The sequence below is a fragment of the Candidatus Pantoea communis genome (assembly GCF_011752685.1).
GTDB lineage: Bacteria > Pseudomonadota > Gammaproteobacteria > Enterobacterales > Enterobacteriaceae > Pantoea > Pantoea communis.
In genome coordinates, this window is sequence record NZ_VWXC01000024.1 from 1 (window position 1) to 25,202 (window position 25,202).

The 25,202-nt window shown below is 54.6% G+C and carries 24 protein-coding genes and 1 pseudogene; 8 read left to right on the forward strand and 17 right to left on the reverse strand.

The genetic code is table 11. The features are described 5' to 3' along the window. Positions 1-269 (forward strand): annotated as a pseudogene (locus tag F3J37_RS28045) (IS4 family transposase); the annotation flags it as partial. 43 nt (positions 270-312) lie between these two features. On the opposite strand, the gene emrB reads toward F3J37_RS28045, so the two are convergent. From emrB to F3J37_RS23575, 11 genes are all read right to left on the reverse strand, one after another. After that, on the reverse strand, positions 313-1,851 hold the full coding sequence (gene emrB / locus F3J37_RS23525) for a multidrug efflux MFS transporter permease subunit EmrB (RefSeq protein WP_141399025.1): 1,539 nt from the start codon (positions 1,849-1,851) through the stop codon (positions 313-315). A 14-nt stretch (positions 1,852-1,865) separates the two neighbouring features. Continuing rightward, positions 1,866-3,038: a multidrug efflux MFS transporter periplasmic adaptor subunit EmrA gene (emrA, locus tag F3J37_RS23530; RefSeq protein ID WP_160869395.1), complete on the reverse strand. Its 1,173-nt coding sequence runs from the start codon at positions 3,036-3,038 to the stop codon at positions 1,866-1,868. 149 nt (positions 3,039-3,187) lie between these two features. Continuing rightward, positions 3,188-3,718 carry a transcriptional repressor MprA gene (mprA, locus tag F3J37_RS23535; protein WP_034825472.1) on the reverse strand — a complete coding sequence of 177 codons (531 nt, stop codon included), beginning with the start codon at positions 3,716-3,718 and terminating at the stop codon, positions 3,188-3,190. Between the two features lie 653 nt (positions 3,719-4,371). Then, on the reverse strand, positions 4,372-5,367 hold the full coding sequence (proX, locus tag F3J37_RS23540) for a glycine betaine/L-proline ABC transporter substrate-binding protein ProX (protein WP_034825474.1): 996 nt from the start codon (positions 5,365-5,367) through the stop codon (positions 4,372-4,374). Positions 5,368-5,430: 63 nt separating this feature from the next. Further along, a complete protein-coding gene (proW, locus tag F3J37_RS23545; protein ID WP_166936185.1) occupies positions 5,431-6,693 on the reverse strand; it encodes a glycine betaine/L-proline ABC transporter permease ProW in 1,263 nt (420 codons plus the stop codon). Then, positions 6,690-7,886, reverse strand: coding sequence for a glycine betaine/L-proline ABC transporter ATP-binding protein ProV (proV, locus tag F3J37_RS23550; protein ID WP_166936187.1), 1,197 nt, complete (start codon positions 7,884-7,886; stop codon positions 6,690-6,692). The genes proW and proV overlap by 4 nt, the downstream gene beginning before the upstream one ends. Positions 7,887-8,298: 412 nt before the next feature. After that, on the reverse strand, positions 8,299-9,258 hold the full coding sequence (gene nrdF, locus F3J37_RS23555) for a class 1b ribonucleoside-diphosphate reductase subunit beta (RefSeq protein WP_038649925.1): 960 nt from the start codon (positions 9,256-9,258) through the stop codon (positions 8,299-8,301). A gap of 8 nt (positions 9,259-9,266) precedes the next feature. After that, the gene (gene nrdE / locus F3J37_RS23560) at positions 9,267-11,405 is read right to left on the reverse strand and encodes a class 1b ribonucleoside-diphosphate reductase subunit alpha (protein ID WP_160869403.1); all 2,139 of its coding nucleotides are present in this window, start codon (positions 11,403-11,405) and stop codon (positions 9,267-9,269) included. Further along, positions 11,384-11,788 carry a class Ib ribonucleoside-diphosphate reductase assembly flavoprotein NrdI gene (gene nrdI / locus F3J37_RS23565; protein ID WP_166936190.1) on the reverse strand — a complete coding sequence of 135 codons (405 nt, stop codon included), beginning with the start codon at positions 11,786-11,788 and terminating at the stop codon, positions 11,384-11,386. The genes nrdE and nrdI overlap by 22 nt, the downstream gene beginning before the upstream one ends. Positions 11,789-11,792: 4 nt before the next feature. Next, the gene (locus F3J37_RS23570; protein ID WP_038645282.1) at positions 11,793-12,035 is read right to left on the reverse strand and encodes a redoxin NrdH; all 243 of its coding nucleotides are present in this window, start codon (positions 12,033-12,035) and stop codon (positions 11,793-11,795) included. A gap of 332 nt (positions 12,036-12,367) precedes the next feature. After that, on the reverse strand, positions 12,368-12,685 hold the full coding sequence (locus F3J37_RS23575) for a DUF883 family protein (RefSeq protein ID WP_058959185.1): 318 nt from the start codon (positions 12,683-12,685) through the stop codon (positions 12,368-12,370). 149 nt (positions 12,686-12,834) lie between these two features. Between F3J37_RS23575 and F3J37_RS23580 the strand changes: the two genes are divergently transcribed. From F3J37_RS23580 to F3J37_RS23595, 4 genes are all read left to right on the forward strand, one after another. Next, positions 12,835-13,173 (forward strand): DUF2002 family protein, encoded by a 339-nt coding sequence (locus F3J37_RS23580; RefSeq protein ID WP_034825485.1) that lies wholly within the window; start codon positions 12,835-12,837, stop codon positions 13,171-13,173. Between the two features lie 134 nt (positions 13,174-13,307). Continuing rightward, positions 13,308-14,717 (forward strand): S-methylmethionine permease, encoded by a 1,410-nt coding sequence (gene mmuP / locus F3J37_RS23585; protein ID WP_160869407.1) that lies wholly within the window; start codon positions 13,308-13,310, stop codon positions 14,715-14,717. Continuing rightward, a complete protein-coding gene (gene mmuM / locus F3J37_RS23590) occupies positions 14,707-15,642 on the forward strand; it encodes a homocysteine S-methyltransferase (RefSeq protein ID WP_166936192.1) in 936 nt (311 codons plus the stop codon). The genes mmuP and mmuM overlap by 11 nt, the downstream gene beginning before the upstream one ends. A gap of 96 nt (positions 15,643-15,738) precedes the next feature. Continuing rightward, positions 15,739-16,161: a hypothetical protein gene (locus F3J37_RS23595; protein WP_038645291.1), complete on the forward strand. Its 423-nt coding sequence runs from the start codon at positions 15,739-15,741 to the stop codon at positions 16,159-16,161. Between the two features lie 179 nt (positions 16,162-16,340). On the opposite strand, the gene speG is transcribed toward F3J37_RS23595, so the two are convergent. Then, on the reverse strand, positions 16,341-16,886 hold the full coding sequence (gene speG / locus F3J37_RS23600; protein WP_034825496.1) for a spermidine N1-acetyltransferase: 546 nt from the start codon (positions 16,884-16,886) through the stop codon (positions 16,341-16,343). Positions 16,887-17,115: 229 nt separating this feature from the next. On the opposite strand from speG, the gene F3J37_RS23605 reads away from it, so the two are divergent. From F3J37_RS23605 to F3J37_RS23615, 3 genes are read left to right on the forward strand one after another with little or no spacing between them, the layout of a single operon-like run. Then, the gene (locus tag F3J37_RS23605) at positions 17,116-18,075 is read left to right on the forward strand and encodes an ABC transporter substrate-binding protein (protein WP_058959181.1); all 960 of its coding nucleotides are present in this window, start codon (positions 17,116-17,118) and stop codon (positions 18,073-18,075) included. 20 nt (positions 18,076-18,095) lie between these two features. Continuing rightward, a complete protein-coding gene (locus F3J37_RS23610) occupies positions 18,096-18,941 on the forward strand; it encodes an ABC transporter permease (protein ID WP_058959202.1) in 846 nt (281 codons plus the stop codon). Continuing rightward, the gene (locus tag F3J37_RS23615) at positions 18,941-19,726 is read left to right on the forward strand and encodes an ABC transporter ATP-binding protein (protein ID WP_058959180.1); all 786 of its coding nucleotides are present in this window, start codon (positions 18,941-18,943) and stop codon (positions 19,724-19,726) included. Before F3J37_RS23610 ends, F3J37_RS23615 begins: the two co-directional genes overlap by 1 nt. A 143-nt stretch (positions 19,727-19,869) precedes the next feature. Here the strand turns inward: F3J37_RS23615 and F3J37_RS23620 are convergent, their stop codons facing one another. Genes F3J37_RS23620 through F3J37_RS23640 form a run of 5 tightly spaced genes read right to left on the reverse strand, consistent with a single transcriptional unit; the run spans position 19,870 to position 24,825 of the window. Next, entirely contained in the window at positions 19,870-20,535 is a 666-nt protein-coding gene (locus F3J37_RS23620) for an ABC transporter ATP-binding protein (RefSeq protein ID WP_034825502.1), read from the reverse strand. Further along, positions 20,528-21,361, reverse strand: a complete 834-nt coding sequence (locus F3J37_RS23625) for an ABC transporter ATP-binding protein (protein WP_166936194.1) — start codon at positions 21,359-21,361, stop codon at positions 20,528-20,530. The genes F3J37_RS23620 and F3J37_RS23625 overlap by 8 nt, the downstream gene beginning before the upstream one ends. After that, complete coding sequence (locus F3J37_RS23630) at positions 21,351-22,208, reverse strand: ABC transporter permease (protein WP_034825506.1); 858 nt, start codon at positions 22,206-22,208, stop codon at positions 21,351-21,353. The genes F3J37_RS23625 and F3J37_RS23630 overlap by 11 nt, the downstream gene beginning before the upstream one ends. Continuing rightward, entirely contained in the window at positions 22,205-23,257 is a 1,053-nt protein-coding gene (locus tag F3J37_RS23635) for an ABC transporter permease (RefSeq protein ID WP_166936196.1), read from the reverse strand. Before F3J37_RS23635 ends, F3J37_RS23630 begins: the two co-directional genes overlap by 4 nt. Beyond that, positions 23,257-24,825, reverse strand: coding sequence for an ABC transporter substrate-binding protein (locus F3J37_RS23640; RefSeq protein WP_166936198.1), 1,569 nt, complete (start codon positions 24,823-24,825; stop codon positions 23,257-23,259). The genes F3J37_RS23635 and F3J37_RS23640 overlap by 1 nt, the downstream gene beginning before the upstream one ends. Positions 24,826-25,202: the final 377 nt, after the last annotated feature.

The window sequence follows — 25,202 nt, forward strand, 5'->3', positions numbered from 1 at the left end:
GATATCAGATGATAAGAATGGCCTCAACGCTGAAGGGATACTGGCCTAACCAGCTCAGCTTCAGGGAATCGACAGCGTGGGTGATGAAGCTGCTCTGGACACTCGAAGGCGCTTCGCCTGGGCGAATTCCGGAACTGGTAAAGGACGTAAGTTCGATAGCAGAGATGGTCAGACTGCCGGGACGACGGGAGCGCTCGTTCCCAAGGGTGGTGAAAGAGAGCCCCTATAAATATCCGACAGCAAGAAGAAAAAATGCCAGTCAGGCTTAACTGACTGGCATTAGGCCTTCGGGCCCGTTTTTGTTTCTACTGTTTAGTGCGCGCCGCCGCCACCGCCGCCCGCGCCAAATGGCGGACGTGCAAACCACACCAGAACCAGCAAGATCAAAAATACTCCCGCTGATGCCCAGAAGATCTCATTCGCTGAGATAATCAGGCCCTGGTTGGTAATTTGCTGTGCAATGTAGGCTGAAGCTTGCTGCTGCGTCATGCCCATGCTTTGCAGTTGGTCATACATCTGCTGCGAATTCGGGTTGAATGGATTCACCGATTCAGACAGATAGCTGTGATGCATCGATTCGCGATCCGTCCACATGGTGGTGGTGATCGACGTACCGATTGAACCGGCCAGCGTACGCACAAAGTTCGACAGGCTCGATGCTGCTGCCATACGCTCTGGCGGCAACCCTGACAGCGTAATGGTGGTCAGTGGCATAAAGAAGCACGCCACGGCAAAGCCCTGAATAAACTGCGGCCATGCCGACGCACCAAAATCCATCCCCGGCTCAAACGTATACGCACGCCAGTAGAAGCACACCGCGTACATGATAAAGCTAAAGGTCACCAATCGCCGCATATCCAGCTTGTGGGCAAAGCGACCAATGATCGGCGACAGGATCACCGGAATGATGCCGACCGGCGCTGACGCCAAACCTGCCCAGGTGGCGGTGTAGCCGTATACCTCCTGCAGCAACTGGGGCAGCAACACGATCGAGCCGAAGTAAAGCATGTAAGCCAGGCTGATCGACAAACAGCCGATGGTGAAGTTGCGCTTTTTAAACAGCGACAAATCGACAATCGGATGGTCGTCCGTTAGCTCCCACACCAACAACACTGCCAGCGCCACCACGGCGACTACCGTGAGTACGATGATTTCCGTGGAGCCAAACCAGTCGAGTTCTTTACCCCGGTCGAGCATCACCTGCAGCGAACCAATCCCCACGACCAACAGCACCAGACCGACGATATCAATCGGGCGGATCTCGGTTTTGGTTTCGCGTCCTCGCAGGGTTTGCAGAGTCAGCGCGACGACGACCACACCAATCGGGACGTTGATAAAGAAGATCCAACCCCAGTGGTAGTTATCACTGATCCAGCCGCCGAGAATCGGGCCGCAGATCGGAGCTACGATCACCGTCATCGCCCACAGCGAGAGGGCCACGCTGCGCTTGGCCGGCGGGTAGTTGTTCAATAGCAAACTTTGCGACAGCGGAATCAATGGACCGGCAACCACACCCTGAATGATACGGAAGAAGATCAGCATCTCCAGACTTTCTGACATGCCGCAGGCCCATGAGGCCAGTACAAACAGAATGGTCGACCAGGTAAACAGCTTCACTTCACCGATACGTTTGGCTAACCAACCGGTAATCGGTATCGAGATGGCATTTGCCACCCCGAATGAGGTAATCACCCAGGTGCCCTGTGAGTTCGAGGCACCAAGGTTACCGGCGATCGTTGGGATCGCCACGTTAGCAATGGTGGAGTCGAGAACCTGCATAAACGTCGCCAATGATAAGGCGATGGTCATCAGGACTAACGGCGCACCTTCAAGCGGTTTTTGTGCCATCACAGCCTCCCGCGGAATTAATCGGCGTTGGCACGAACGATATCAGTAATCAGCTTGTTAACCGGCGCGAGGTCGATTGCCAATGCGTTACTTTCATACGCCGCTTGTGGACGCACGCTACTGGCCAGTGTGGCCCCGTCTTTGTTCTGGGTATCCACTTTGACTAAGGTGGAGAGACCAATACGCAGCGGGTGTTCGGCCACCTGTTGCGGGTCTAGCTCAATACGCACCGGTAAACGCTGAACCACTTTGATCCAGTTACCTGTCGCATTCTGCGCCGGCAGCAGAGAGAAGGCGCTGCCGGTGCCCATATCCAGACCGACAACTTTGCCGCGATACTCCACGTCATCACCGTAAATATCGCTGATTACGGTAGCGGGCTGACCGATGCGCACGCCGGAAAGCTGCGTTTCTTTGAAGTTGGCATCAATCCACAAATTCGTGGCAGGCACTACCGCCAGCAGCGGCGTGCTGGTGGAGATCTGCGAACCGACCTGAACACTACGACGCGAAATATAGCCATCCATTGGACTACGGATATCGGTACGCTGCAGCGCCAGCCAGGCATCACGCAGTTCAGCCGCGCTTTGTTTGACGGCGGGTTGCTGTTCCAGATCGGTGTTCAGGATCATCGCCTGGTTCGCGTTGTACTGCTGCACGGCGACATCAAGTTGCGCTTTCGCCGTGGCCACGGCATCACGTGAGTGCTGCAGTTCTTCACGACCAATCAGGTTTGATGCACCCAGCGGCTCACGACGTTTCAGATCGGCTTCAGCCTGATCCAGCGCGGTCTGTTGCAGCTTGATGGTGGCCTGATACTGCTTGCCGTTGATCATCAATTGATGCGTCTGGCGGACGCTGGTGGCCAGTGCAGTCTGCGCTTTTTCAAACGCCTGCTCCGCATCGGTTTTATCCAGCGACACCAAAATATCGCCTTTTTTCACGAAGTCAGTGTCATCGAACCAGACTTTATTCACGCTGCCGGAAACCTGTGCCATCACCTGCACCTGATTACCTGACACATAGGCGTCATCGGTTTCCTGGAAATGGCGCAGCACCAAATACCAGTAGGCCAGATACGCCACCCCAATCAATACAAACACGATAGCCAGCAGGATCAGCACACCTTTGCGCTTCTTCTTTTTATTCGCTGGCTGTTGCGGGCTTTGCGCTTCCGCGGTCGCACTCATGTTGTTCTCCACGTTTTCCATTTAGCCGGGCTGTGTTGATCCATCAACACGGTTTCCCGAGTCGAAAAAGCCAGCGTATAAGACGCTGGCCGGATAAAAGGGGATTAAAATAGCGATTTCGGAAGGTGATTGTGTCGCACTTCTTGCTATTAGCGCGACAGGGAAGCGATAACCTGATCTTCATCCATTTTATCAAGACGGTTAAGCAACTTACGCGTAATCGCTTCCAGCTGATCCTGCTCGGATGTAGAGAGCGAAGACCACAGGTACTGCAGACTCTGATGCTGCGGTGGCAGCAGCTGACGTAAGAATTCGTTACCTTTCTCTGTCAGGTGCAGATGCAGGCAGCGACGGTCATTATCGCTCTCGCGGCGCTCGATCCAGCCGCGTTTTTCCAGCTCATCGGCAATACGTGTTGCATTAGTGCGTGAGGAACCCAGCGCAGAACTCAGTTCTGAAGGCTGGATGCTCTGGTTTTCTTGCGCATCAAGTGTAATCAGCGCCATGAATAAGGTCTCGTTAATTCCCTGCGCCTTCAACATCTTGTTGCGGTTATCCAGCAGTTTTCCCTGCATATGCATGCACAGACGAGTCAGGATGATTTCCTGCAACGGAAAATCTTTATGGCGGTTAGCACGGATGTTCAGCATCTGTTCAATGGGAGTAAACGAACTTTCCATTTTAAAAAAAACCTCTTAGTTGCAACTGGTATAGTAAGGATGGTGACAGATTAAGCGTAGTCATATTTTCCGCCAGTGATTGTTCGCACGATCACATTGTCAACATCTGGCGTTCCAGGTCGTTCCATAACCCTGGGCGCTTCGCCCTGACAACGTGCCACGCAGGATGGTTACATTGTCATCAATTCACATCGTGAAATATTTTTAAGAAAAAATAATTTCGCGAGAAAAAATAACTCTGGTGAATAACTGTGCTGCTAACCATAACAAACTCAATCATCAATGAATAGTCTCACTCACGTGATTGGGTTGGTCTTTACGCTTTCTAAACACTTTAGCTGAACGCATTACATCACGAAATCAATGGTTTAATTAACTTAATCGTAACAATTCCGGCACCAATACCGTACCAGCTAAAATGATGAATTGCATTCGTTGAGAGAATTTAACCTCAGGCATTGCAGAGATAAGTCTCGATTTAGCAGCATTCATGGCGGAAGAAAGGCGTAGATAATCATTTGTGGTTAATAGTAACCCAAAAAATTATTTCAATGGTGTGTTAATTGACAGGACGTACCAGTGCGCTATAACGCACGAACTGTGCGGGGATTGAGAACAAAAGCGGCCAAAAGGCCGCTTTTAAGGGAAGAGAATTACTTTGCCGCCGCTTGTGCGTCAGAAATCCACTTATCAAACTCGGCCTGATGGCCTTTGATCCAGCCATCTACGTGACGATTGATGTCAGCTTCAGAAGCCTGACCCGCATGCATGGCCGCGTTTTCGGCGTTGATATCACCAATCGGCAATTTCATTTCAGCAAACAGTTTTGCCGCCGCCGGGTTTTTCTCAGCCCAGGCTTTGTTGGCCACAATGTGCATAGTGTTGACCGGGAAACCGTAATTTTTACCATTAGGCAGTTTGGTGTCCACTTTGCTCTGCTCGCCTGGCAGGGAAGAGAATGGCACTTGCAGCCAAACCACATCTTTACCCGGTTTGAGCACGTCGCTCAGCCAGTAAGGTGTCCAGGTGTAATAAAGGATAGGTTTGCCTTGCTTGTAGCGTGCCAGGGTGTCAGCCACCATCGCTGAATAGTTACCCATGTTGGCCGTAACCGTATCCGCCAGGCCATAGGCTTTATTCTGGTGGTTAATCACCGCTTCACAGCCCCAGCCCGGCGTACAACCCGTCATGTCGGCTTTGCCGTCACCGTTGCTGTCGAACAGTTTGGCGATTTTCGGATCTTTAAGCTGTTCGATGTTGGTGATGTGATACTGCTCGGCGGTTTTCTTATCGATCAGATAACCCTGAGCAGCGCCGCCAACGTAAGTGCCTTCACGGTAAAACTTGTTATCACCGCCTGCAGCTTTATACATGTCGTCATGCAGCGGTTTCCAGTTAGCGGCCACAAAGGTGGCATCACCCGCCGCGATGGTGGTGTAGGCCACGTTGTAATCGACTTCGCCCGGCTTCTCAACGGTGTAGCCCAGTTTTTCCAGCGCGCGGCTGACAATCAGCGTCTGGAAAGTTTCTTCTGCGATAGTGCTTTGCAGAGGTTTAACGGTGATGCCTTTACCCGGCAGGTCGGCGGCGGACACGTGCGTCGCGGCGAACGTCGTCAGGACGGCAGCGAACAGAGCTGTCTTGCGCATAGTCATTCCTTATTTTACGTGTTGCGTCGGAGACGGACGGCCACGCTGGGCCGTCCATAGAAATCAGGCTTTTTTACTGAAGGGGCGCAGCAGCAGGCCAAGAGGACCTGAGCTATACCAATGACGGTTGCCACGGCTGCGGCTGTCGCGGGCAACCGACTGAGTCAGGCGATCAAGGATAATCGCCAGAATCACGATGCCCACGCCGCCGACAGTTGCCAGACCCATATCTAAACGACCGATACCGCGCAGCACCATCTGGCCTAAGCCACCCACAGCGATCATCGAGGCGATAACCACCATTGACAGCGCCAGCATCAGCGTCTGGTTCACACCGGCCATAATGGTCGGCATCGCCAGCGGCAACTGTACTTTGAACAGCATCTGACGCGGGCTGGCACCAAAGGATTCGCTCGCTTCGATCAAATCGGCAGGTACCTGCTTAATGCCAAGAATGGTCAGACGCACCATCGGCGGTAGCGCAAAGATGATGGTCACCACCACGCCCGGCACGTTACCGATACCGAACAGCATCACGATCGGCACTAAATACACGAAGGCCGGTGTGGTCTGCATCGCATCCAGCAACGGTCGGATAATGCGTGCCGCACGTTCACTGCGTGCCAGCCAAATCCCCAGCGGGAGGCCGATGATGATACAGAACAGCAGGGCGGTCAGTACCAGCGCCAGTGTCACCATCGCTTGCGACCACGCGCCAATAGCACCAATCGCAATCAATGAAATGAGAGTCGCGATTCCCATGGCCGGGCTGGCAATTTGCCAGGCAATCAACGCAAATACCACAATCGCCACGGGCGCGGGCATGCCCAGCAGCAACTGCTGAAATGCGCTGAGGATATAGTCGACCGGCACGCGAATGCCCTGGAATACCGGGCGGAAATGGCTAACGACCCAGTCGATGCCTTCGGTCACCCAGCTGTCGAGTGGGATCCAGGTCTTGTGGAACGGATCCATGATATTAAAATGCTCGGGAGCCGGAGCGGGCGCGCTGTTGAGCCAGTCACTGCTACTGGCGGCACTGCTGGCAGCATCATGTCCACCGCTCGCCGCTGATGGGTCACCCCATGCATCGGCTGAACCACTGCTACTGGCTGCGCTGCTGGCAGCATCATGTCCACCGCTCGCCGCTGAAGGATCGCCCCATGCATCGGCGGAACCGCTGCTGGACGTGCTGTCGGCGGGTGCGCTGCTGCTACTTCCGCCCCAGGGATCGATACTGCTGGCTGCCGCGCTCGAATCTGTGGTCGCGGGTTGCTGCGTGGTCTGGCTGGCGCTATCCCACGGATTGCTGGTTTGTTCACTCATGACTGGGCTCCTTCACGATCTAAAGCGCGCAATAGCATGCTTTTGGAAATAATACCGATGTACTGATTTTCTTCGCCGACCACCGGCACCGCGCAGGGCGCTTGTGCAACGTGGGAGAGCAAATCGTTCAGTGAGGTATCCGCAGGAACCGCTAACGGCGTCTCAAGCAGGGCGCTATCCAGACCTTCACCCGCAGCCAGTGCCGCTTTAAGTGAATCGGTTGAAACTACGCCGACAAATTTCTGTTTCTCCAGCACATAGCCATATTCGCGGTCTTCATCCTGAAGCAGTTTAATGGCGGAACGTGGGCCAAAACCGGCCGCTTTACGAATCAGTGCGCCGGCGCTACGACGGGCAATATCCCTGGCGCTAAACACATGGCTAATATCGACACCCCGGAAGAAGGTGCGCACATAATCGTTAGCGGGATTATTCAGGATTTCATCCGGCGTACCGACCTGTACCACTTCGCCACCCTGCATGATGGCGATGCGATCGCCAATACGCATCGCTTCATCGAGATCGTGAGAGATAAACACAATGGTACGCTGATGTTTCGCCTGCAGTTTCACCAACTCATCCTGCATTTCAGTGCGGATAAGCGGATCGAGGGCGGAGAAGGCTTCATCCATCAGTAAAATATCGGGATTGATCGCCAGCGCGCGCGCTAATCCGACACGTTGACGCATACCGCCGGAGAGTTCATCTGGATAGGAGTGAGCATAATTATCCAGTCCCACCTGACGCAATGCTTCCAGCGCTTTTTCCTGACGTTCCTGTAACGGCACGCCCGCTAATTCCATGCCGAAGGCGGTATTATTCAGCACCGTCATATGGGGCATTAATGCGAACGACTGGAATACCATGCTGATCTTATTTCTGCGCACTTCACGCAGTTCAGCATCCGATATTTTCGCAATATCGACACCGTCAATGATCACCTGGCCGCGAGTGGGCTCGATCAGACGATTGAGAAGGCGAACCATGGTGGATTTCCCTGAACCGGAGAGCCCCATGATGACGAAGATCTCGCCTTCTTCAATGGCCAGACTGGCATCTTTTACGCCGACGGAGAGACCGGTTTTCGCCAGAATACTCTCTTTGCTTTCGCCTTTCTCAATCAGCTTAAATGCCTTTTCGGGGTGATCCCCAAATACCTTATATAAATTCTTTACTTCGAGTTTAATTGCCATGCAGTAATTAATTTCCCGGTTAAATGTTTAGCTATTTCTTGTAGTGATCTCGATTAAATTTAAGCGCCCTATAACCTAGCATAGTGAGAATATCTGACAACCCTTGGTGCGGATATTTAGCTGAGCGAGTGCGTGCAGATTGGCGATAATTCCAGTGCTCACAAGGGATGAGAGCGAATCATTTTTTTCTGAATTTTTTATGAAATTAACCCGCTTTCACGGCAAATGCTCAGTGAAACACGAATAAATTGCGCTTATGTAGGCGATATAATGGACGAATTAATGGCGCTAAAATGACAAAATAATGAAGGTGAGAAACGGAAATAACGAGAGAATATTTGGTAATCTGAACGGGAAATATCAAGGCGCTGAAAGGGCGCGCTGTGGCGCGCCCTGTGCTACATGCCAGAGGCTAGAAATTCCAGTCCTCGTCTTCGGTTTCCACGGCTTTTCCCATCACGTAGGAAGAACCTGAACCGGAGAAGAAATCGTGGTTTTCATCGGCATTCGGTGACAAAGCCGAGAGAATGGCCGGATTCACCGTCGTCAGCTCTGACGGGAACAACGCCTCATATCCCAGATTCATCAACGCCTTGTTAGCGTTGTAGTGCAGGAAGGTTTTCACCTCCTCTGCCCAACCGACATCCGCATACAGCGCTTCGGTATACTCCACTTCGTTTTCATACAGCGCCAGCAGCAAATCGATGGCAAATTGCTGCAGCTCTTCACGGCGTGCATCGTCAACTTTTTCCAGTGCTTTCTGGTACTTGTAGCCGATGTAATAACCGTGCACCGCTTCATCGCGAATAATCAAACGAATCAGGTCAGCGGTGTTGGTCAATTTGCCACGGCTTGACCAGTACATCGGCAGCCAGAAACCGGAGTAGAACAGGAACGATTCCAGGAACACGCTGGCGATTTTCTTCTTCAGCGGGTCCTCGGCACGATAGTGCTCCAGCACAATCTTCGCCTTGTTCTGCAACGCTTCGTTTTCCTCACTCCAGCGATACGCCGCATCGACATCGGCGGTGTTACACAGGGTGGAGAAAATCGAGCTGTATGAACGCGCATGCACCGCTTCCATAAAGCTGATATTCGACAGCACCGCTTCTTCATGCGGCGTGATGGCGTCTTCCATCAGGCCCGGCGCGCCGATCACGTTCTGGATAGTGTCGAGCAGCGTCAAACCGGTAAACACGCGGATGGTCAGCTGCTGTTGCTGGTGGTCCAGCGACTGCCAGGCTGGCAGGTCGTTGGACAATGGCACTTTTTCCGGCAGCCAGAAGTTACTGGTCAGACGGTTCCACACTTCGAGGTCTTTTTCGTCCTGGATTCGGTTCCAGTTAATCGCTTGAATTTGTTTAAGTTGCATAGTTTTCATCACAATGAGCAGGAGACGCAGCCCTGGACTTCGGTGCCTTGCAGCGCCATCTGGCGCAGACGAATGTAATAGAGCGTTTTGATGCCTTTCTTCCACGCATAAATTTGCGCTTTGTTGATGTCACGCGTGGTGACGTCATCGCGGAAGAACAGCGTCAACGACAAGCCCTGATCGACGTGCTGCGTGGCTTCAGCGTAGGTATCAATAATCGCTTCCGGACCAATCTGGTACGCATCCTGATAGAGATCCAGATTCTCGTTGGTCATAAACGGCGCCGGATAGTAAACGCGGCCGGTTTTACCCTCTTTACGGATCTCAATGCGCGACACGATCGGGTGAATACTTGATGTCGCGTGATTGATGTACGAGATCGAACCGGTTGGCGGCACCGCCTGTAAGTTCTGGTTAAACAAGCCGTGTTGCATCACTGATTCGCGCAATGCCTGCCAGTCGGCCTGGCTTGGCAGCGCAATGCCTGCATCGGCAAAAATCTGTGCCACACGCGCGGTGCGTGGCAGCCAGGCGCGATCCACATACTTATCGAAGTAGTGACCGTTGGCGTACTGCGATTGTTCAAAGCCATCAAAACTCTGATTGCGCTCTTGTGCCAGCAGGTTCGACGTGCGCACCGCGTGATAGGTGACGCAGTAGAAGTAGAGATTGGTGAAATCCAGTGCCTCTTCCGAGCCATAAGCCATGCCTTCACGCGCCAGATAGCCGTGCAGGTTCATCTGACCCAGGCCCACCGCATGTGAACGACGATTGCCTTCCGCGACCGACGGCACCGAGTTGATTTCGCTCATCTCAGAAACCGCCGTCAATGCGCGCACGGCGGTTTCAACGGTCTGCGCCAGATTGCGGGAATCCATAGCATGCGCGATGTTCAGCGAGCCGAGGTTACAGGAGATATCCTTGCCCACGCGGCGGTAGTTAAGATCGTCATAGAATTCGCTGGCGCTGTTAACCTGCAAAATCTCTGAGCACAGGTTGCTCATATTGATGCGACCAGCAATCGGGTTGTGACGGTTCACGCTGTCTTCGTACATGATGTACGGATAGCCTGACTCAAACTGAATTTCTGCCAGCGTCTGGAAGAAGTCACGCGGCTTGATGTAAGTCTTACGGATACGATCGTCGGCCAGCATCTCTTCATACAGCTCGCTGATGCTGATATCACCGAACGCTTTGCCGTAAATGCGCTCAACGTCATACGGCGAGAACAGCGCCATATCGCGATTCTCTTTCGCCAGCTGGAAGGTGATATCGGGGATCACCACGCCCAGCGACAGCGTTTTGATACGGATCTTCTCGTCAGCGTTTTCGCGTTTGGTATCAAGGAAGCGGAAGATATCGGGGTGATGCGCATTCAGCCACACCGCGCCCGCGCCCTGACGCGCACCAAGCTGATTGGCGTAAGAGAACGCATCTTCCAGCATCTTCATTACCGGAATCACGCCAGACGACTGGTTTTCGATGCGCTTAATCGGCGCACCGGATTCACGCAGGTTAGAGAGCAGGAAGGCCACGCCGCCGCCGCGTTTTGACAACTGCAGCGCCGAGTTCACCGCACGCCCAATCGATTCCATATTGTCTTCGATGCGCAGCAGGAAGCACGAGACTAACTCGCCGCGCTGCTGTTTACCGCAGTTGAGGAAGGTTGGGGTGGCTGGCTGGAAGCGGCCGCTGAGCATCTCTGCCAGCAATTCGCGTGACAGCGATTCGTTGCCGCGTGCCAGCGTCAGCGCCACCATGCAGGCGCGCTGCTCGAAGGTTTCCAGATAGCGTTTACCGTCGAAGGTTTTCAGCGTGTAGCTGGTGTAAAACTTCCACGCACCGAGGAAGGTGTGGAAACGGAAACCCCAGGCATCGGCTTCATCGTGCAGCTGGCACAGGAAACTGAAGTCGTACTGATTCAGTACCGTGGCTTCATAGTAGCCTTCCTCAACCAGATAGCGCAGGCGATCGGCCGCCGAGGCGAACTGTACGGTATTCGGCTCTACATGCTGCAGGAAGAACTGGCGCGTAGCCTCGTGATCTTTCTCGAACTGAATGCGGCCATCGGCGTCATACAGGTTCAGCATCGCGTTGAGCGCGTGATAATCCAGCTGCGTGCTGTTCAGGGTGTCTGTCGTTGCCAAAATTGGGTTACTCCCGCTTTTACATTAGCGATATCGTCGGGGGTTCCCATCAGCTCAAAGCGGTAGAGATAAGGAACCTGACATTTCTGCGCAATGATGTCGCCTGCCAGGCAATAGCCTTCACCGAAGTTGCGGTTACCGGCAGCAATCACCCCGCGGATACCGCGTCGGTTGGCGTCATCATTAAGGAATTGAATCACTTGTCTGGGCACCGCACCCCGCGCACTGCCGCCGCCGTAGCTCGGCACCACTAAAATAAAGGGTTGGTCGATATGCAGGCGCTGCTTGCCATCAATCGGTATGCGGCAAGCAGGCAGTCCCAGACGAGTGATAAATCGGTGCGTGTTTTCCGACTGGCTAGAGAAGTAGACCAGTGGGAACATCGCCTTATCCCCCGACTGCAGCGAGCTGGCGCAGGCTGGCGATTTTGTCAGGGCGGAAGCCGCTCCAGTGGTCATCATGGGTCATGACGACGGGCACCTGGCGATAGCCGAGGGATTTGAGGTTATCAATGGCTTCCGGTTGAGTATCGAGGTTGATCAGCTGATAGTCGATACCTTTACGGTCCATGGCATTTTTTGTCGCGTTGCACTGGACACAGTTGTTTTTAGTGTAAATAATAATGCGCATGATTCGTATTTCCCTTTGATTGCGGTCTGGATGCGAGATACGAAGCAAAATCCTATTTGCAGCGAACTTCGTCCTTGACGACATCTGGTAGCGAGTTGATGGGTTGAATACTAGATGTAGTGCTCGTGGTGGTCAAGCCCACCAGATATAGGGATTTTGTATTTTTATCTTCGGATAAACGCTAACACCAGAGATCATGCACCTTCCAGGCCCGAAATTTTTTTTGTAAAGGCGAGGGAGGCAAAATTTAGGTCAAATTTTGTGCGCTTTCATTTGCGGCAGGCACAAAAAAGCCCCGCAATCGCGAGGCTCTCTTTAAACGCTAATGATGGTTAACGGCGTGACATTAACAGCGCACCTAACACCAGACCCACGGCTGCACCGACACCCACGCCATGCCAGGGTTTGTCATGCACGTAGGCATCAACTTGATAACTGGCGTCACGCGCTGCCTGAGAAACGCGGCTGTTGCCGCCGTTCAGTTTTGCGCGGGTCTGCTTCAGCAGCGACTGTGCTTTGCTGCGTGCGCTATCCACTTCATCTTTGGCTTCGCTGCCGTAAGATTTAAGTAATGCTTCGAGCGAATCTGCCAGCTCGTTTACATCCTGATTGATATCAATGTCATCGTTTTTGCTTACGCGATTAAACATTTTTTCGCTCCCTTTGATTTAACAAGTAATACTGAGTGTAGACGAAACGTGACTAAACGCAGGCGTATGCCAGGCTTTAGGGAAATTCCGAATGTCCTGTATGTCGGGCTGTTGTAAGGTTGCGGGGCTGTGAGAAGAGAGGAGCAAGCATGTATTTACGTCCGGATGAGGTAGCGCGCGTACTGGAAAAAGCAGGGTTCGAAATGGACACCCTGACGCCAAAAATCTACGGTTATCGTCGTGGTGAAAATTATGTCTACGTCAATCGCGAAGCGCGCATGGGCCGCACCGCATTGATCATTCACCCCACGCTGAAAGAGAAAAGTCAGCACTTTGCCGAGCCCGCCTCAGAAATGAAAACCTGCGATCATTACACCCAGTTCCCGCTTTATCTGATGGGTGAATCCCAGGAACACTACGGTATTCCGCACGGTTTTAGCTCGCGCATTGCGCTTGAGCGCTATCTGCAAGGCGTATTTGGCGCCTGATGTGGTGCCCCGTTGACGCGGGGCCACCCCCGACTTTTTAAAACCCTCACCCTTTGCCACGTTGCAAAATGATACGCTGGCGCGTATAACCCTGTGTCCATATAGATGTTCAGACGTCCATACGGATAAAAATAATGCAAACGCAGGATACTTCTTCGCAGGAAAACTTTAAGCGCACCATGAAAGTGCGGCATCTGGTGATGCTGTCGCTGGGAGGTGTGATTGGCACCGGACTGTTCTTCAACACCGGCTATATCATCTCAACCACCGGGGCGGCGGGCACGCTACTGGCATATCTGATCGGCGCGCTGGTGGTGTGGCTGGTGATGGTATGTCTCGGCGAACTGGCCGTAGCGATGCCGGAAACCGGGGCCTTCCATGTCTATGCTGCGCGCTATCTCAGCCCGGCAACCGGCTACACCGTGGCCTGGCTTTACTGGCTGACGTGGACGGTGGCGCTCGGCTCCAGCCTGACCGCCGCCGGATTCTGTATGCAGTATTGGTTCCCCACCACGCCGGTGTGGCTGTGGTGTCTGGTGTTCTGTATCGCCATCTATCTGCTGAATATCGTCTCCACGCGCTTCTTCGCGGAAGGGGAGTTCTGGTTCTCCATCATCAAAGTGGTCACCATCATTGCCTTTATCATTCTTGGTGCGGGCGCGATGTTTGGTTTTATCCCGATGAAGGATGGCAGTGCCGCACCGGGATTGAGTAACCTGACGGCTTCAGGCTGGTTACCGCACGGCACCTTGCCGATTCTGATGACCATGGTGGCGGTGAACTTCGCCTTCTCCGGCACTGAGCTGATTGGTATTGCCGCTGGCGAAACCGAGCAGCCGCAGAAAGCCTTGCCGCTGGCGATCCGCACGACCGTAGCACGATTGATTATCTTCTTTATTGGTACAGTATTTGTGCTGGCGGCGTTGATCCCGATGGATCAGGCGGGCATCGTCAAAAGCCCGTTTGTGCTGGTGTTCGAGAAGATCGGTATTCCCTATGCGGCTGATATCTTCAATTTCGTGATCCTGACGGCGATCCTGTCCGCCGCCAACTCGGGGTTGTATGCGTCGGGCAGGATGCTGTGGTCGCTGGCGAATGAGAACACCTTGCCGCGCTGTTTCGCCCAGGTGAACCGCCGTGGGATTCCGGTGCTGGCGATCACCGTCAGTATGCTGGGCGGCCTGCTGGCGCTGTTCTCCAGCGTGATCGCGCCGGATACCGTATTTGTGGCGCTGTCAGCCATTTCAGGTTTTGCGGTGGTGGCGGTGTGGCTGAGTATCTGTGCCTCGCACTATGTGTTCCGCCGTCGCCACTTGGCCGCAGGCGGTTCGCTGCAACAACTCGCCTATCGCGCGCCACTCTATCCTCTAACGCCGATTCTCGGTTTCCTGCTGTGCCTGCTGGCGTGTGTAGGGCTGGCCTTCGATCCGTCGCAGCGTATTGCGCTGTGGTGTGGCATTCCATTTGTGCTGTTCTGCTATGCCGCATACCATGTCACGCATCGACGTAACCTGAAGGCCGGGGAGGCCAATGATGTCGCGTAATCCTGTCGCAGAAGCCTTAGCACAACATGACACACTGATTCTGGATGGCGCGCTGGCCACCGAACTGGAGGCGCGCGGTTGCAATCTCGCCGATGCGCTCTGGTCTGCCAAAGTGCTGATGGAAAACCCTGAGCTGATTTATCAGGTGCATTACGACTATTTTGCGGCCGGCGCCAATGTGGCGATCACCGCCAGCTATCAGGCCACGCCGCAGGGCTTTGCGGCGCGTGGGCTGGATGAGGCGCAAGCGCTCACATTGATCGACCAAAGTGTGAAACTGGCACAACGTGCGCGTGATGATTATCGTGCGGCATCAGGCAGTGATGCCGCTTTGCTGGTGGCCGGTTCCGTTGGGCCCTATGGCGCTTACCTTGCTAATGGTGCTGAGTATCGCGGTGATTACGCTCTGCCAGAAGCGGAGATGAAAGATTTCCATCGCCCACGCGTCAAGGCGCTGTTGGACGCGGGCGTGGATTTGCTGGCGTGTGAAACCCTGCCATCGTTTGCTGAAGCGCAGGCGCTGGTAAGTTTGCTGGCAGAGTTCCCGAACAGCAGCGCATGGTTCTCCTTCACCCTGCGTGATGCGCAGCACATCAGCGACGGCACGCCGCTGAGTCAGGTCGCTGAACTGGTCAATGCGGCACCGCAAGTGGTGGCGATGGGCATCAACTGCGTAGCACTGGAGAGCGTGACACCGGCGCTGCAAGCCCTGCAGGCGCTGTGTGCGAAGCCGCTGCTGGTTTACCCCAATTCCGGTGAACAGTACGATGCCAGCAGCAAAACCTGGCACTCGGCGCCATCGGGCTGCACGCTGCAGGATAAATTCCCTGAGTGGCAACAAGCGGGCGCACGGTTGATTGGCGGCTGTTGCCGCACCACACCGCAAGATATCGCGGCGATTGCCGCCTGTTGTCAACCGCAATAAAGGCCAGAAAAGCAGCACTGATAGGGCGATTGAGGCGAGTGAAAAGCAGGATAGGGCAGTTTAGACTGTCCTATCTGATTCTATAGCGGACCTGCCATGAACCTGCGACACCTTCTTCCTGCCACTGCATTGCTGCTGAGCGGCTGTGCCACCATTGTCGGCACGGAAACGCAGCCGGTAAAAATCGACTCTGTCCCGCAAGGCGCGCGTTTCACCGTACAGGATGAGACCGGCCGCGCGGTGGCGCAGGGCTACACGCCACAAACCGTCGAGCTGGCAAAATCCACTGGTAATTACTTTGGTAAAAAACATTATCAGGTGATGCTGGAGAGTCCGGGCTATGTACCGGTGACGCTGCCGATCGAGGCCAGTGCCAACCTGTGGTATCTGCTGGGTAATATCCCGTTACTGGGCTTCCCCGGCTGGCTGCTGGTGGATCCTTTCTATGGCGGCATGTACGACCTGAAACCTGAACATCCGCAGCCACGTCTCAACGTGGTGGGTGCGCGCGGCGGTTAAACCGCATGGCGTGGTCGCGGCGCAATTTTTTGTGCATCTCCGAAGCAGGTATGTCGCTGAGAGATGCGCGATACACCGCGCTGCTAAGGTTCAGCATCATCTTTTTGGTTAAAAGCGATAAATCACATAGCTGCCGTTTGATATTCAAGACGGCAGCGACAATGAGAGCCGATTTCAAGCTATTGTGCTGTCGGCTTCACCATGGCATGACCGGATTTATGCTGCGCCAGATACTGCTGCTGGAAAATGCACATGCGAATGGTATTGCGGTATTCACCATTGATGAAAAATTCGTGCTTCAGCACGCCTTCCACTTCAAATCCCAGTTTGGTGTAGATGTGAATCGCTTTCTCATTCTCCTGATCAACAATCAGGTAGAGTTTGTAGAGATTGAGCACCGAAAAGCCATAATCCATCGCCAGTTTAGCCGCCTGACTGGCTAAGCCTTTGCCCTGATGCCCCGGATCAATGATGATCTGAAACTCAGCGCGACGATGCACGTGATTGATCTCGACCAGTTCCACCAATCCCGCTTTTTGCCCATCGTGTTCAACGACAAAACGACGCTCTGTTTGATCGTGGATATGCTTGTCGTAGAGATCCGAGAGCTCGACAAAAGCTTCGTACGGCTCCTCAAACCAATAACGCATCACGCTGGCGTTGTTGTCTAACTGGTGCACAAAGTGCAGATCTTCTCGCTCAAGCGGACGCAATTTCACCGTCATACGGTGTTCCTTCTGTTGAAAAATTGGCGTGATTATAGCGCCATCCGCCGAAGGTTGCTTTCGCACCAGTGTGATCATCGGCATAGGGTTTATGCACCGTTTCAGTGCGCGATCTCAACCCCCTCTCCCCATCACAATGGGCTTTCACAATCTGGCACAGCCATTGCTTGGCTTGTATAGATAAGACTATACAACCGTTGTTTTTCATCACCTTTATCAGGAGTGGAAGATGGGCAAGCCAGTGAAACTCGTTGTTCGTGCATTAACCGCCGCAGTCCTGTGCGCCAGTGCTTTAGGAGCACAGGCGGCCGACACCAAAGTCGCCATCGGTATTTCCGGCTGGACTGGATTTGCCCCACTGACGCTGGCCGATAAAGCTGGGATTTTCAAAAAGCACGGCCTTGATGTCGATGTGAAGATGATCCCGCAGAGCAGCCGACATCTGGCGGTGGCTTCCGGCACCATTCAGTGCGCGGCGACCACGGTAGAAACCTACATCTCCTGGAACGCCGCAGGCGTGCCGATTAAGCAGATCGTTCAGCTGGACAAATCTTACGGTGCCGATGGCCTCGCCGCCCGCAGTGACATCACCAGCATCAAAGATTTGAAAGGCAAAACCATCGCGGTGGATGCGCCCGGCACCTCACCGTATTTCCTGCTGGCGTGGATGCTGGACAAAAACGGCATGACGATGAAAGACGTGCGTCTCGCGACCATGGCACCGCAGGCGGCGGCACAATCTTTTGCTGCGGGTCAAAACGATGCGGCAGTGACCTATGAACCTTATCTCTCGGTGATCCGCAACCAGCCTAAGGCAGGCAAGATCCTCGCCACCACGCTGGATTATCCGATGGTCATGGACACGCTCGGCTGTACGCCAACGTTCCTGAAAGAACATCCTCAGGCCGCGAAAGCGCTGGTGGCCAGCTATTACGATGCGCTGGAGATGATCAAACAGCAGCCGGACAAGTCTAACGAGATTATGGGTGCAGCAGTAAAATCCACGGGCAAAGAGTTTGCGGAGTCAGCCAGTTATTTGCGTTGGCAAGGGCCGGAAGAGAACAAGAAATTCTTCAATGGCGAAATTGAAACCTTCAGTGATGAAGCCGGCAAACTGCTGCTGCGTGCAGGGGTGATCAAGAAAATGCCGGATGTGAAAAGCCTGTACGACGCCAGCTTTGTGCAGTAAGCAGGAGAAAGGAGATGGAGATGAGTAAAAGCCAACCCGTGACTCCGCCAGCAGCACTGCCGGATGCGCCGCAGCGCTGGCACAATCCGTTGATGGTGCCGCTGAAAGCGATTTCGCTGCGCTTACGTATCGCGCTCGGCATAGCGTTTTTTGTGCTGTTTATCGCGGTGTGGACGTTGGTAACGTTGGGCGGCATGGTGTCGCCCACTTTCCTGGCCGATCCGCTGACTATGCTGCAGCAGGGTGTGGTGCTGTTCACCGAGTACAACTTCTCGCTGGATATCGGCATGACGGTGATGCGCGTTCTGTCGGGCTTCCTGCTGGCGGCCGTGATAGGTGTGCCGCTGGGCATCATGATGGGCGCTTACAAAACCTGGGAAGCGTTTCTTGAACCCTTCGTCTCCTTTTGCCGTTATTTACCGGCCTCGGCGTTTGTGCCGTTGCTGATTCTGTGGGCCGGTATCGGTGAAACCCAGAAAATCCTGGTGATCTTTATTGGCTCCTTCTTCCAAATCGTCTTGATGGTGGCGGTCACCGTGAGCGGCGCACGTCGCGATCTGGTGGAGGCGGCCTACACGCTAGGCTGCAGCAACCGCTCGATCGTGCGTCGCGTGCTGATCCCCGGCGCGGCACCGGGCATTGCTGAACTGCTGCGCCTGGTGCTCGGCTGGGCGTGGACTTACGTCATCGTCGCCGAATTGATCGGATCGGAAAGCGGCATCGGCCATATGATCGTCGACAGTCAGGCATTGCTGAATACCGGGCAGATCATTTTCGGCATCATTGTGATCGGCTGCATTGGCTTGATCTCAGACTACTTGTTCAAAGTGCTCAATCGGCGCTTGTTTGCATGGAGCACCCTGTAATGAAACACAGCAAACTCAACGTGCGCGGCGTGGAACGCATTTTTACCGGACCGAAAGGGGAACAGACCCAGGCGCTGCAGCCGATCCACTATCAGGTGGAGGAGAATGATTTCATCACTATCCTCGGTCCCTCAGGCTGCGGTAAATCCACTCTGCTGCGTATCATCGCCGGACTGGACACACCCACGCGTGGAGAAATCTGGCTGGACGGTAAAAGCGTGGAAGGGCCGGGCGCCGATCGCGGCATGGTGTTCCAGAGCTACACGTTGTTTCCGTGGCTGACGGTGGAGGAGAATATCCGCTTTGGCCTGCAGGAGCGTGGCATCAGTGCAGCGCAGCAGAAAGAGCGCAGCGACTACTACATCCAGCAGGTGGGATTACGCGGCTTTGCGCAGCACTATCCGCGCCAACTCTCGGGCGGCATGCAGCAACGTACCGCGATTGCGCGCGCACTGGCCAACGATCCCAAGGTGTTATTGATGGATGAGCCGTTTGGCGCCCTGGATAATCAGACGCGCGTGATGATGCAGGAGCTGTTGCTGTCGGTGTGGGAGCAGTCGCGCAAGACTGTGCTGTTCGTCACCCACGATATCGATGAAGCAATTTTCATGGCTAACAAGGTAGCGATTTTCAGCGCCCGGCCGGGCCGCATCAAGCAGGAGGTGGCAGTGAATTTCAACAATGGGCGCGATTACACCATTAAAACCTCACCCGAGTTTATGGCGTTAAAGGCCGAAGTGACCGAGTCGATTCGCAGCGAGACGCTGCAGGCGATGGCGCATTAAGCAGAGATCAAATTTGGCGTAAATTGAATGGTGCATCAATTTACGCCTGTCCGTGGCGGCACGATGGAGCATGCATCTGTTTGCGATATGATCGCTTTAGATGCGGATGAAAAATCGCGCCGCAACGGTTGAGTGAAAATGCGTTAACCGACAATCCGACCCAATGCCATATGCGCCGCGCGGTCGCACATATGATCAATCACATCGGGATCGTGACTTACCAGCACCATGGTCAACCCGTCATTCTGCTTCAAATCATTCAGCAGATTCAGGATCTCCGCCTGCACCGACATATCCAGTGCCGAGGTTGGCTCATCCAGCAACAGGATTTTCGGCTCCAGTAGCAGGGCGCGCACAATCGCCACGCGCTGTCGCTGGCCGCCGGACAGCTGATGCGGATAACGATCCGCCAGCGCTGGATCCAGCCCGACATGGCGAAAACCCTGATTGATGCGGTCGTCGATATTATCGCGCTTCAGCATCTTCAACGGTTCGGCCAGCGTACGGCGCAGACGATGGCGTGGATGCAGTGAGGCATACGGATCCTGAAACACCATCTGCACATCACGACGCAGCGGGCCGGTAAAGGCTTTACCTGGCTGCACATCGGTGCCGGCCAGTTGCATGCTGCCGCTCCAGAAGGGATTCAGTCCGGCCATCACCCACAGCAGCGATGACTTGCCGCAGCCCGATGGCCCGACCAGGCCAAAACACTCGCCCGCGGCCACCTGCAAGGATACGTCATGCACCACGGTGCGCAGTTCATAACCCTGCTTATGCGACACGCTCAGATTGTTTAACTCAATCATGGTCTGCCTCCAGCGCAGCACTATCCAGCACCGGCAAGCGTTCACCGTGCGTCGCTTTACTGGGACGACAAGCCCATAGCGTGCGTGTGTAAGGATGAGTCGCATTAGATAGCTCTGCCGCAGGCAACGTATCCAGCAATTTGCCTTTGTACATCACCATCACGCGATCGCAGTGCTCAGAGACCTGCTGCAGATCGTGGCTGATCAGCAGTAAGCCCATATTGCGCTGCTCCACCAAACGACGAATCAGTGCCAGCACTTGATCGCGCATCGCATGATCAAGCGCCGAGGTCGGTTCATCGGCAATCAGCAGATCGGGATCGGTGATCAAAGCGATCGCCAGCATCACACGCTGCCCCATGCCGCCGGAAAGCTGATGCGGATAACGCTTCATCAACTGACGGGGATCCGGCAGGCCGACCGCATCCAGCATCTCGCACACTTTCTCTTTACGTTCGGCACGGCTCAGTTTGCGGTGTAGCACCAGCGGTTCTTCGACCTGCCAGCCAATAGTGCGAGTCGGGTTGAGGGCGTATTTCGGATCCTGCATCACCATCGCGACTTTGCCGCCGCGCAGGGCGATCCAGTCGCGTTCGCGCAGGTTGAGCGCATCGGCACCCACCACCTGTAAGCGATCGGCCTGCAGGTGCAATGAAGGAGAGAGCAGCCCCATCAGCGAGCGGGCCGTCAGTGATTTGCCCGAACCGGATTCACCCACCAGCGCCACGCGCTCACGGCCAATTTGAAAGGCGATATTATCCACTAACAGCGTATCTTCGCTGCGGATGGTCAGCCCCTGCACATCAATTAACAGATCATTTGGCATGACGGGTATCCAGTCGGTCGCGCAGGCCATCGCCTGTCAGATTAAACGCCAGACTGGCGAACAGAATCGCACCGCCGGGGGCGGCAGCCACCCACCATTGGTCGAAAATCACTTTACTGCCTTCCGCCACCATCGAACCCCATTCGGCGGTTGGCGGTTGCACGCCCATGCCCAGGAAGCCGAGGCCCGCAGCGGAGAGAATGATGCCGCCGAGACTCAGTGCCGCACGTACCACGGCCGTTGGCAAACACAGCGGTAAAATATGGCCGAACATTAAGCGCAAACCGGTAATACCCTGCATGCGCGCAGCCGCCAGATAATCACTGCGGCGCAGTGCCAGGGTTTCCGCACGCGCCTGACGGGCAAACGGTGGCCAACTGGTGAGCGCCAGCGCCAGTGCGCCGTTCATCAATCCCGGACCGAGCATGGCCACCAGCGCCAGCGCGATCACCAGATTCGGCAGCGACAGGAAGATATCCGTTATGCGCATCAACACGCGTTCGGTCCAGCCGCCCACATAGCCGGCAGTAATCCCGACCAGCAGGCCCACCGGAATGGTCAGTACCAGAATCAGTGACACCAGCAGCAGCGTAGGACGCGCACCGTAAATCACGCGAGACAGCAAATCGCGGCCAAAGCCATCGGTGCCAAACCAGTGCAGCGCGGAAGGGGCCTGCAAACGCTGGGCGATCACCTGGGCGTTAGGATCAAAGGGTGCCAGCAGCGGGGCAAACAGCGCCATCGCCACCACGATCACCACCAGCGTTAGGCCGATGGTCAGTGAAGTCACGCGCGCACGGCGGCGGCGCGGACGAACTGTCTCCAGTTCAGAGAGTTGTTGAGTCATCGGGTTCTCGGATCGGTTAACCAGGTGAGGGCATCGGCCACGGCATTAAGCAGAATAAAGCAGCTGCCAATCAGCAGGGTCGAGCCGAGAATCGCTGGTGTATCAGAGGAAAACAGCGCGTTGGTCATATAGCGTCCGACACCGGGCCAGGCGAAGACGGTTTCGGTTAACACCGAACCTTCTAGCAGGGTGGCGTAGGAGAGGGCAATCACGGTGATCAGCGTCCCCAGCACGTTGGGGAAGATGTGGCGCAGCAGGATGCGAGTCCGTCCTGCACCTTTGGCGCGTGCCAGAATCACATACTCTTTGCTGCTCTCTTCTAATAGCGCCGCACGCAGCAAACGCGTAATGCCTGCCATCGCCAGCAGGCCAAGAATCACCACTGGCAGCCACAAGTGGGCAATCGCATTGCGGAACATCTCAGGATCGCCAGATAGCCAGCTATCGATCAGCACAAAGCCGGTTTTCGGCTCCAGCGTGTAGATCCAGATATCATCCAACTGTCCCGGCCCGGCAGACCAATGCAACACCGCGTAAAACAGCAGCAGGCCCAGCAGACCCAGCCAGAATACCGGAACGGAATAGCCGAGCAGCGAGATAAAGCGCGCTACGTTATCGATCACACTGCCCGGCTTCCACGCGGCCAGCAAGGCTAATGTGATGCCAAACACGGAGGCAAAGATCATTGCGCAGGTGGCGAGTTCAATGGTGGCGGGGAAGGTGCGCATCAGATCCGCGCTGACAGGCTGATTGGTCAGATGCGAGAGTCCTAAATTTCCCTGCGCCAGATGGCTGATATAGCGCCAGAACTGTACCAGCACCGGCTGGTCGAGGCCGAGATCGTGGCGCACCTGTGCATAGGTGGCTTCGCTGGCGTGATCGCCGGCGATTTGCTGCACCGGATCAACCGGCGACAGGTGCGACAGCATGAAAGTGAACGCTAACAAACCAATCAACGTCACCAGCAGCGATAACAGGCTGGTGACCAGACGGCTAAAACGTTGCCAGAGTGGCCGGGCGAACCCGGCCTGTGAAGCAGACACTGCCATTACTTAGAAACCTGCGAGTAATACACCATGTCTGGGTTAATCCCCTGCACATAGCCTTTCAGGTTATCGCGCAGCGCAATCAGGTTGCGCGCCTGCAAGCCGATCACGTAGGGCGAGTTCTTCAGCACTTCACGTTGCATCGCCTGATACAGCTCAACGCGTTTATTGCTATCAGCTTCGGCGGTGGCGGCCAGCGTTTGCTTGCTCAGCTCTGGAATGTGCCAGTCCGAACGATAAGCGATGGTTTTGCTGCCATCTTCCGGGTTATAGGCGAACGAGGCGGCATTGGTATTCGGATCGAAGTAGTCCGCCCCCCAGGCGTTCAGCGTGGCTTCGTACTGATGCGCTTTCACGCGAGTAGAGACTTCAGAACTCAGACCCGGCTGCACTTCCACTTTCACGCCACCCTTGGCAAAGCTGCCCTGTAACGCCTGCGCAATATCCAGATATGGCGGTTGATTGCTGGTCGAGAGCTTAAAGCTGACGTTGGTTAAACCTGCTTTCTTCAGAATCGCTTTGGCTTTTTCCGGATCGTAGGTGTACGGCGTGTCATTCAGCGCACCAAGGAAACCTTTAGGCAGGAAGGTTTGATGTACTTCGAACTGGCCTTTCAGCAGGTCGTTAGCAATACCTTTGTAGTCGAACAGGTAACGCGCCGCTTCCCACAGTGCCGGGTTCTTCAACACCGGATTCTCACCGACGTTGAACTGAATGTAGTAGAGCGAGGCCATCGGAATCGCTTCGGTCTTCACGCCCGTTTTGCCTTTCAGCGCCGCAATTTGGTCTGCGCCGAGGTTACGAGCAATATCCACATCGCCCTGTTCCAGCAGCAGACGACGCGCAGCAGGTTCCGGCACGTTCTTGATCAGGATGTTCTTCAGCTTCGGTGCGCCCGCCGGTGAGGTCGGGTTGGCGGTCAGCAGTACCACTTCATGCAGCACCACTTTACGAATCTGATAAGGGCCGCTACCCGCTGAATTGGTGCCTAACCAGGCATGACCGAAGTCACCGTTTTTGGCATTCGCCTGTGCAGTTTTCTCATCCACAATCGAAGAGACCGGTGCAGACAGCAGGCTCAGCACATAGGCCGGGCTGACGTTGGCGCTCCAGCTGATCTGCACATGGTTGTCATCGACTTTTTTCAGGAAGGTATCGACGTTGTCTTTATTCCAGCCGAGCTGCGTCAGAATAAAGGAAGGGTCGAGGTTAAGTTTCACCACGCGACCCAGCGAGAAGATCACATCTTCCGGACGCAGCGGATTACCGCTGGCGAATTGCGCGCCTTTGCGCAGTTCAAAGGTCAGGCTGCGGTTGTCACTGCCTGGCGTCCAGGAGGTGGCCAGCGTTGGCTTTAGATCGGTAGGGTTAGTTGGATCCGACTGAACCAGACGTTGATAGATGTTAGTGAATGCTTGCACTGTGGTGAGTTCAAAGCCCTGTGCCGGATCGAAGCTATCAGCATCATCAGTCGACTGCGCAATCACCAGCGTATCTTTTGGTGTTGCGGCCTGAGCAGAGAAGGCGGCTACCAGCGATAAAGCCAGCAGTGAGGGAATGATTTTTTTCATGTTGTTTCCTTGCCTTAAAAAAGTAACGCGAGTGTACGAGAGCGCCGTAATGAAGAATAGTCAATTTATGGCTATACATATGCTTTACGGTTCTAAGCGCGACGGATTGGTTATAAGCCTGTTAAATATGCTGTTATTGTTATCGCACCGTGCTGTGCTAGAGACTCGCCAGTTTATGCCCTTTCATCAACCAAATCACAACGGAAATTAAACTCGTTGCTGAACGGAAATAATTAACTTTACTTCGCTTCGCTCAGGAATATAATGGCGCCAACTTCAAACAGGAGAATTCAGTTGGACAGTCACCCTTTTAGATGGCAACACAAGGCAAGCTGACGCGCGAATTCTTTTGTCGCTGCTTGCCAACACGGCGGGCA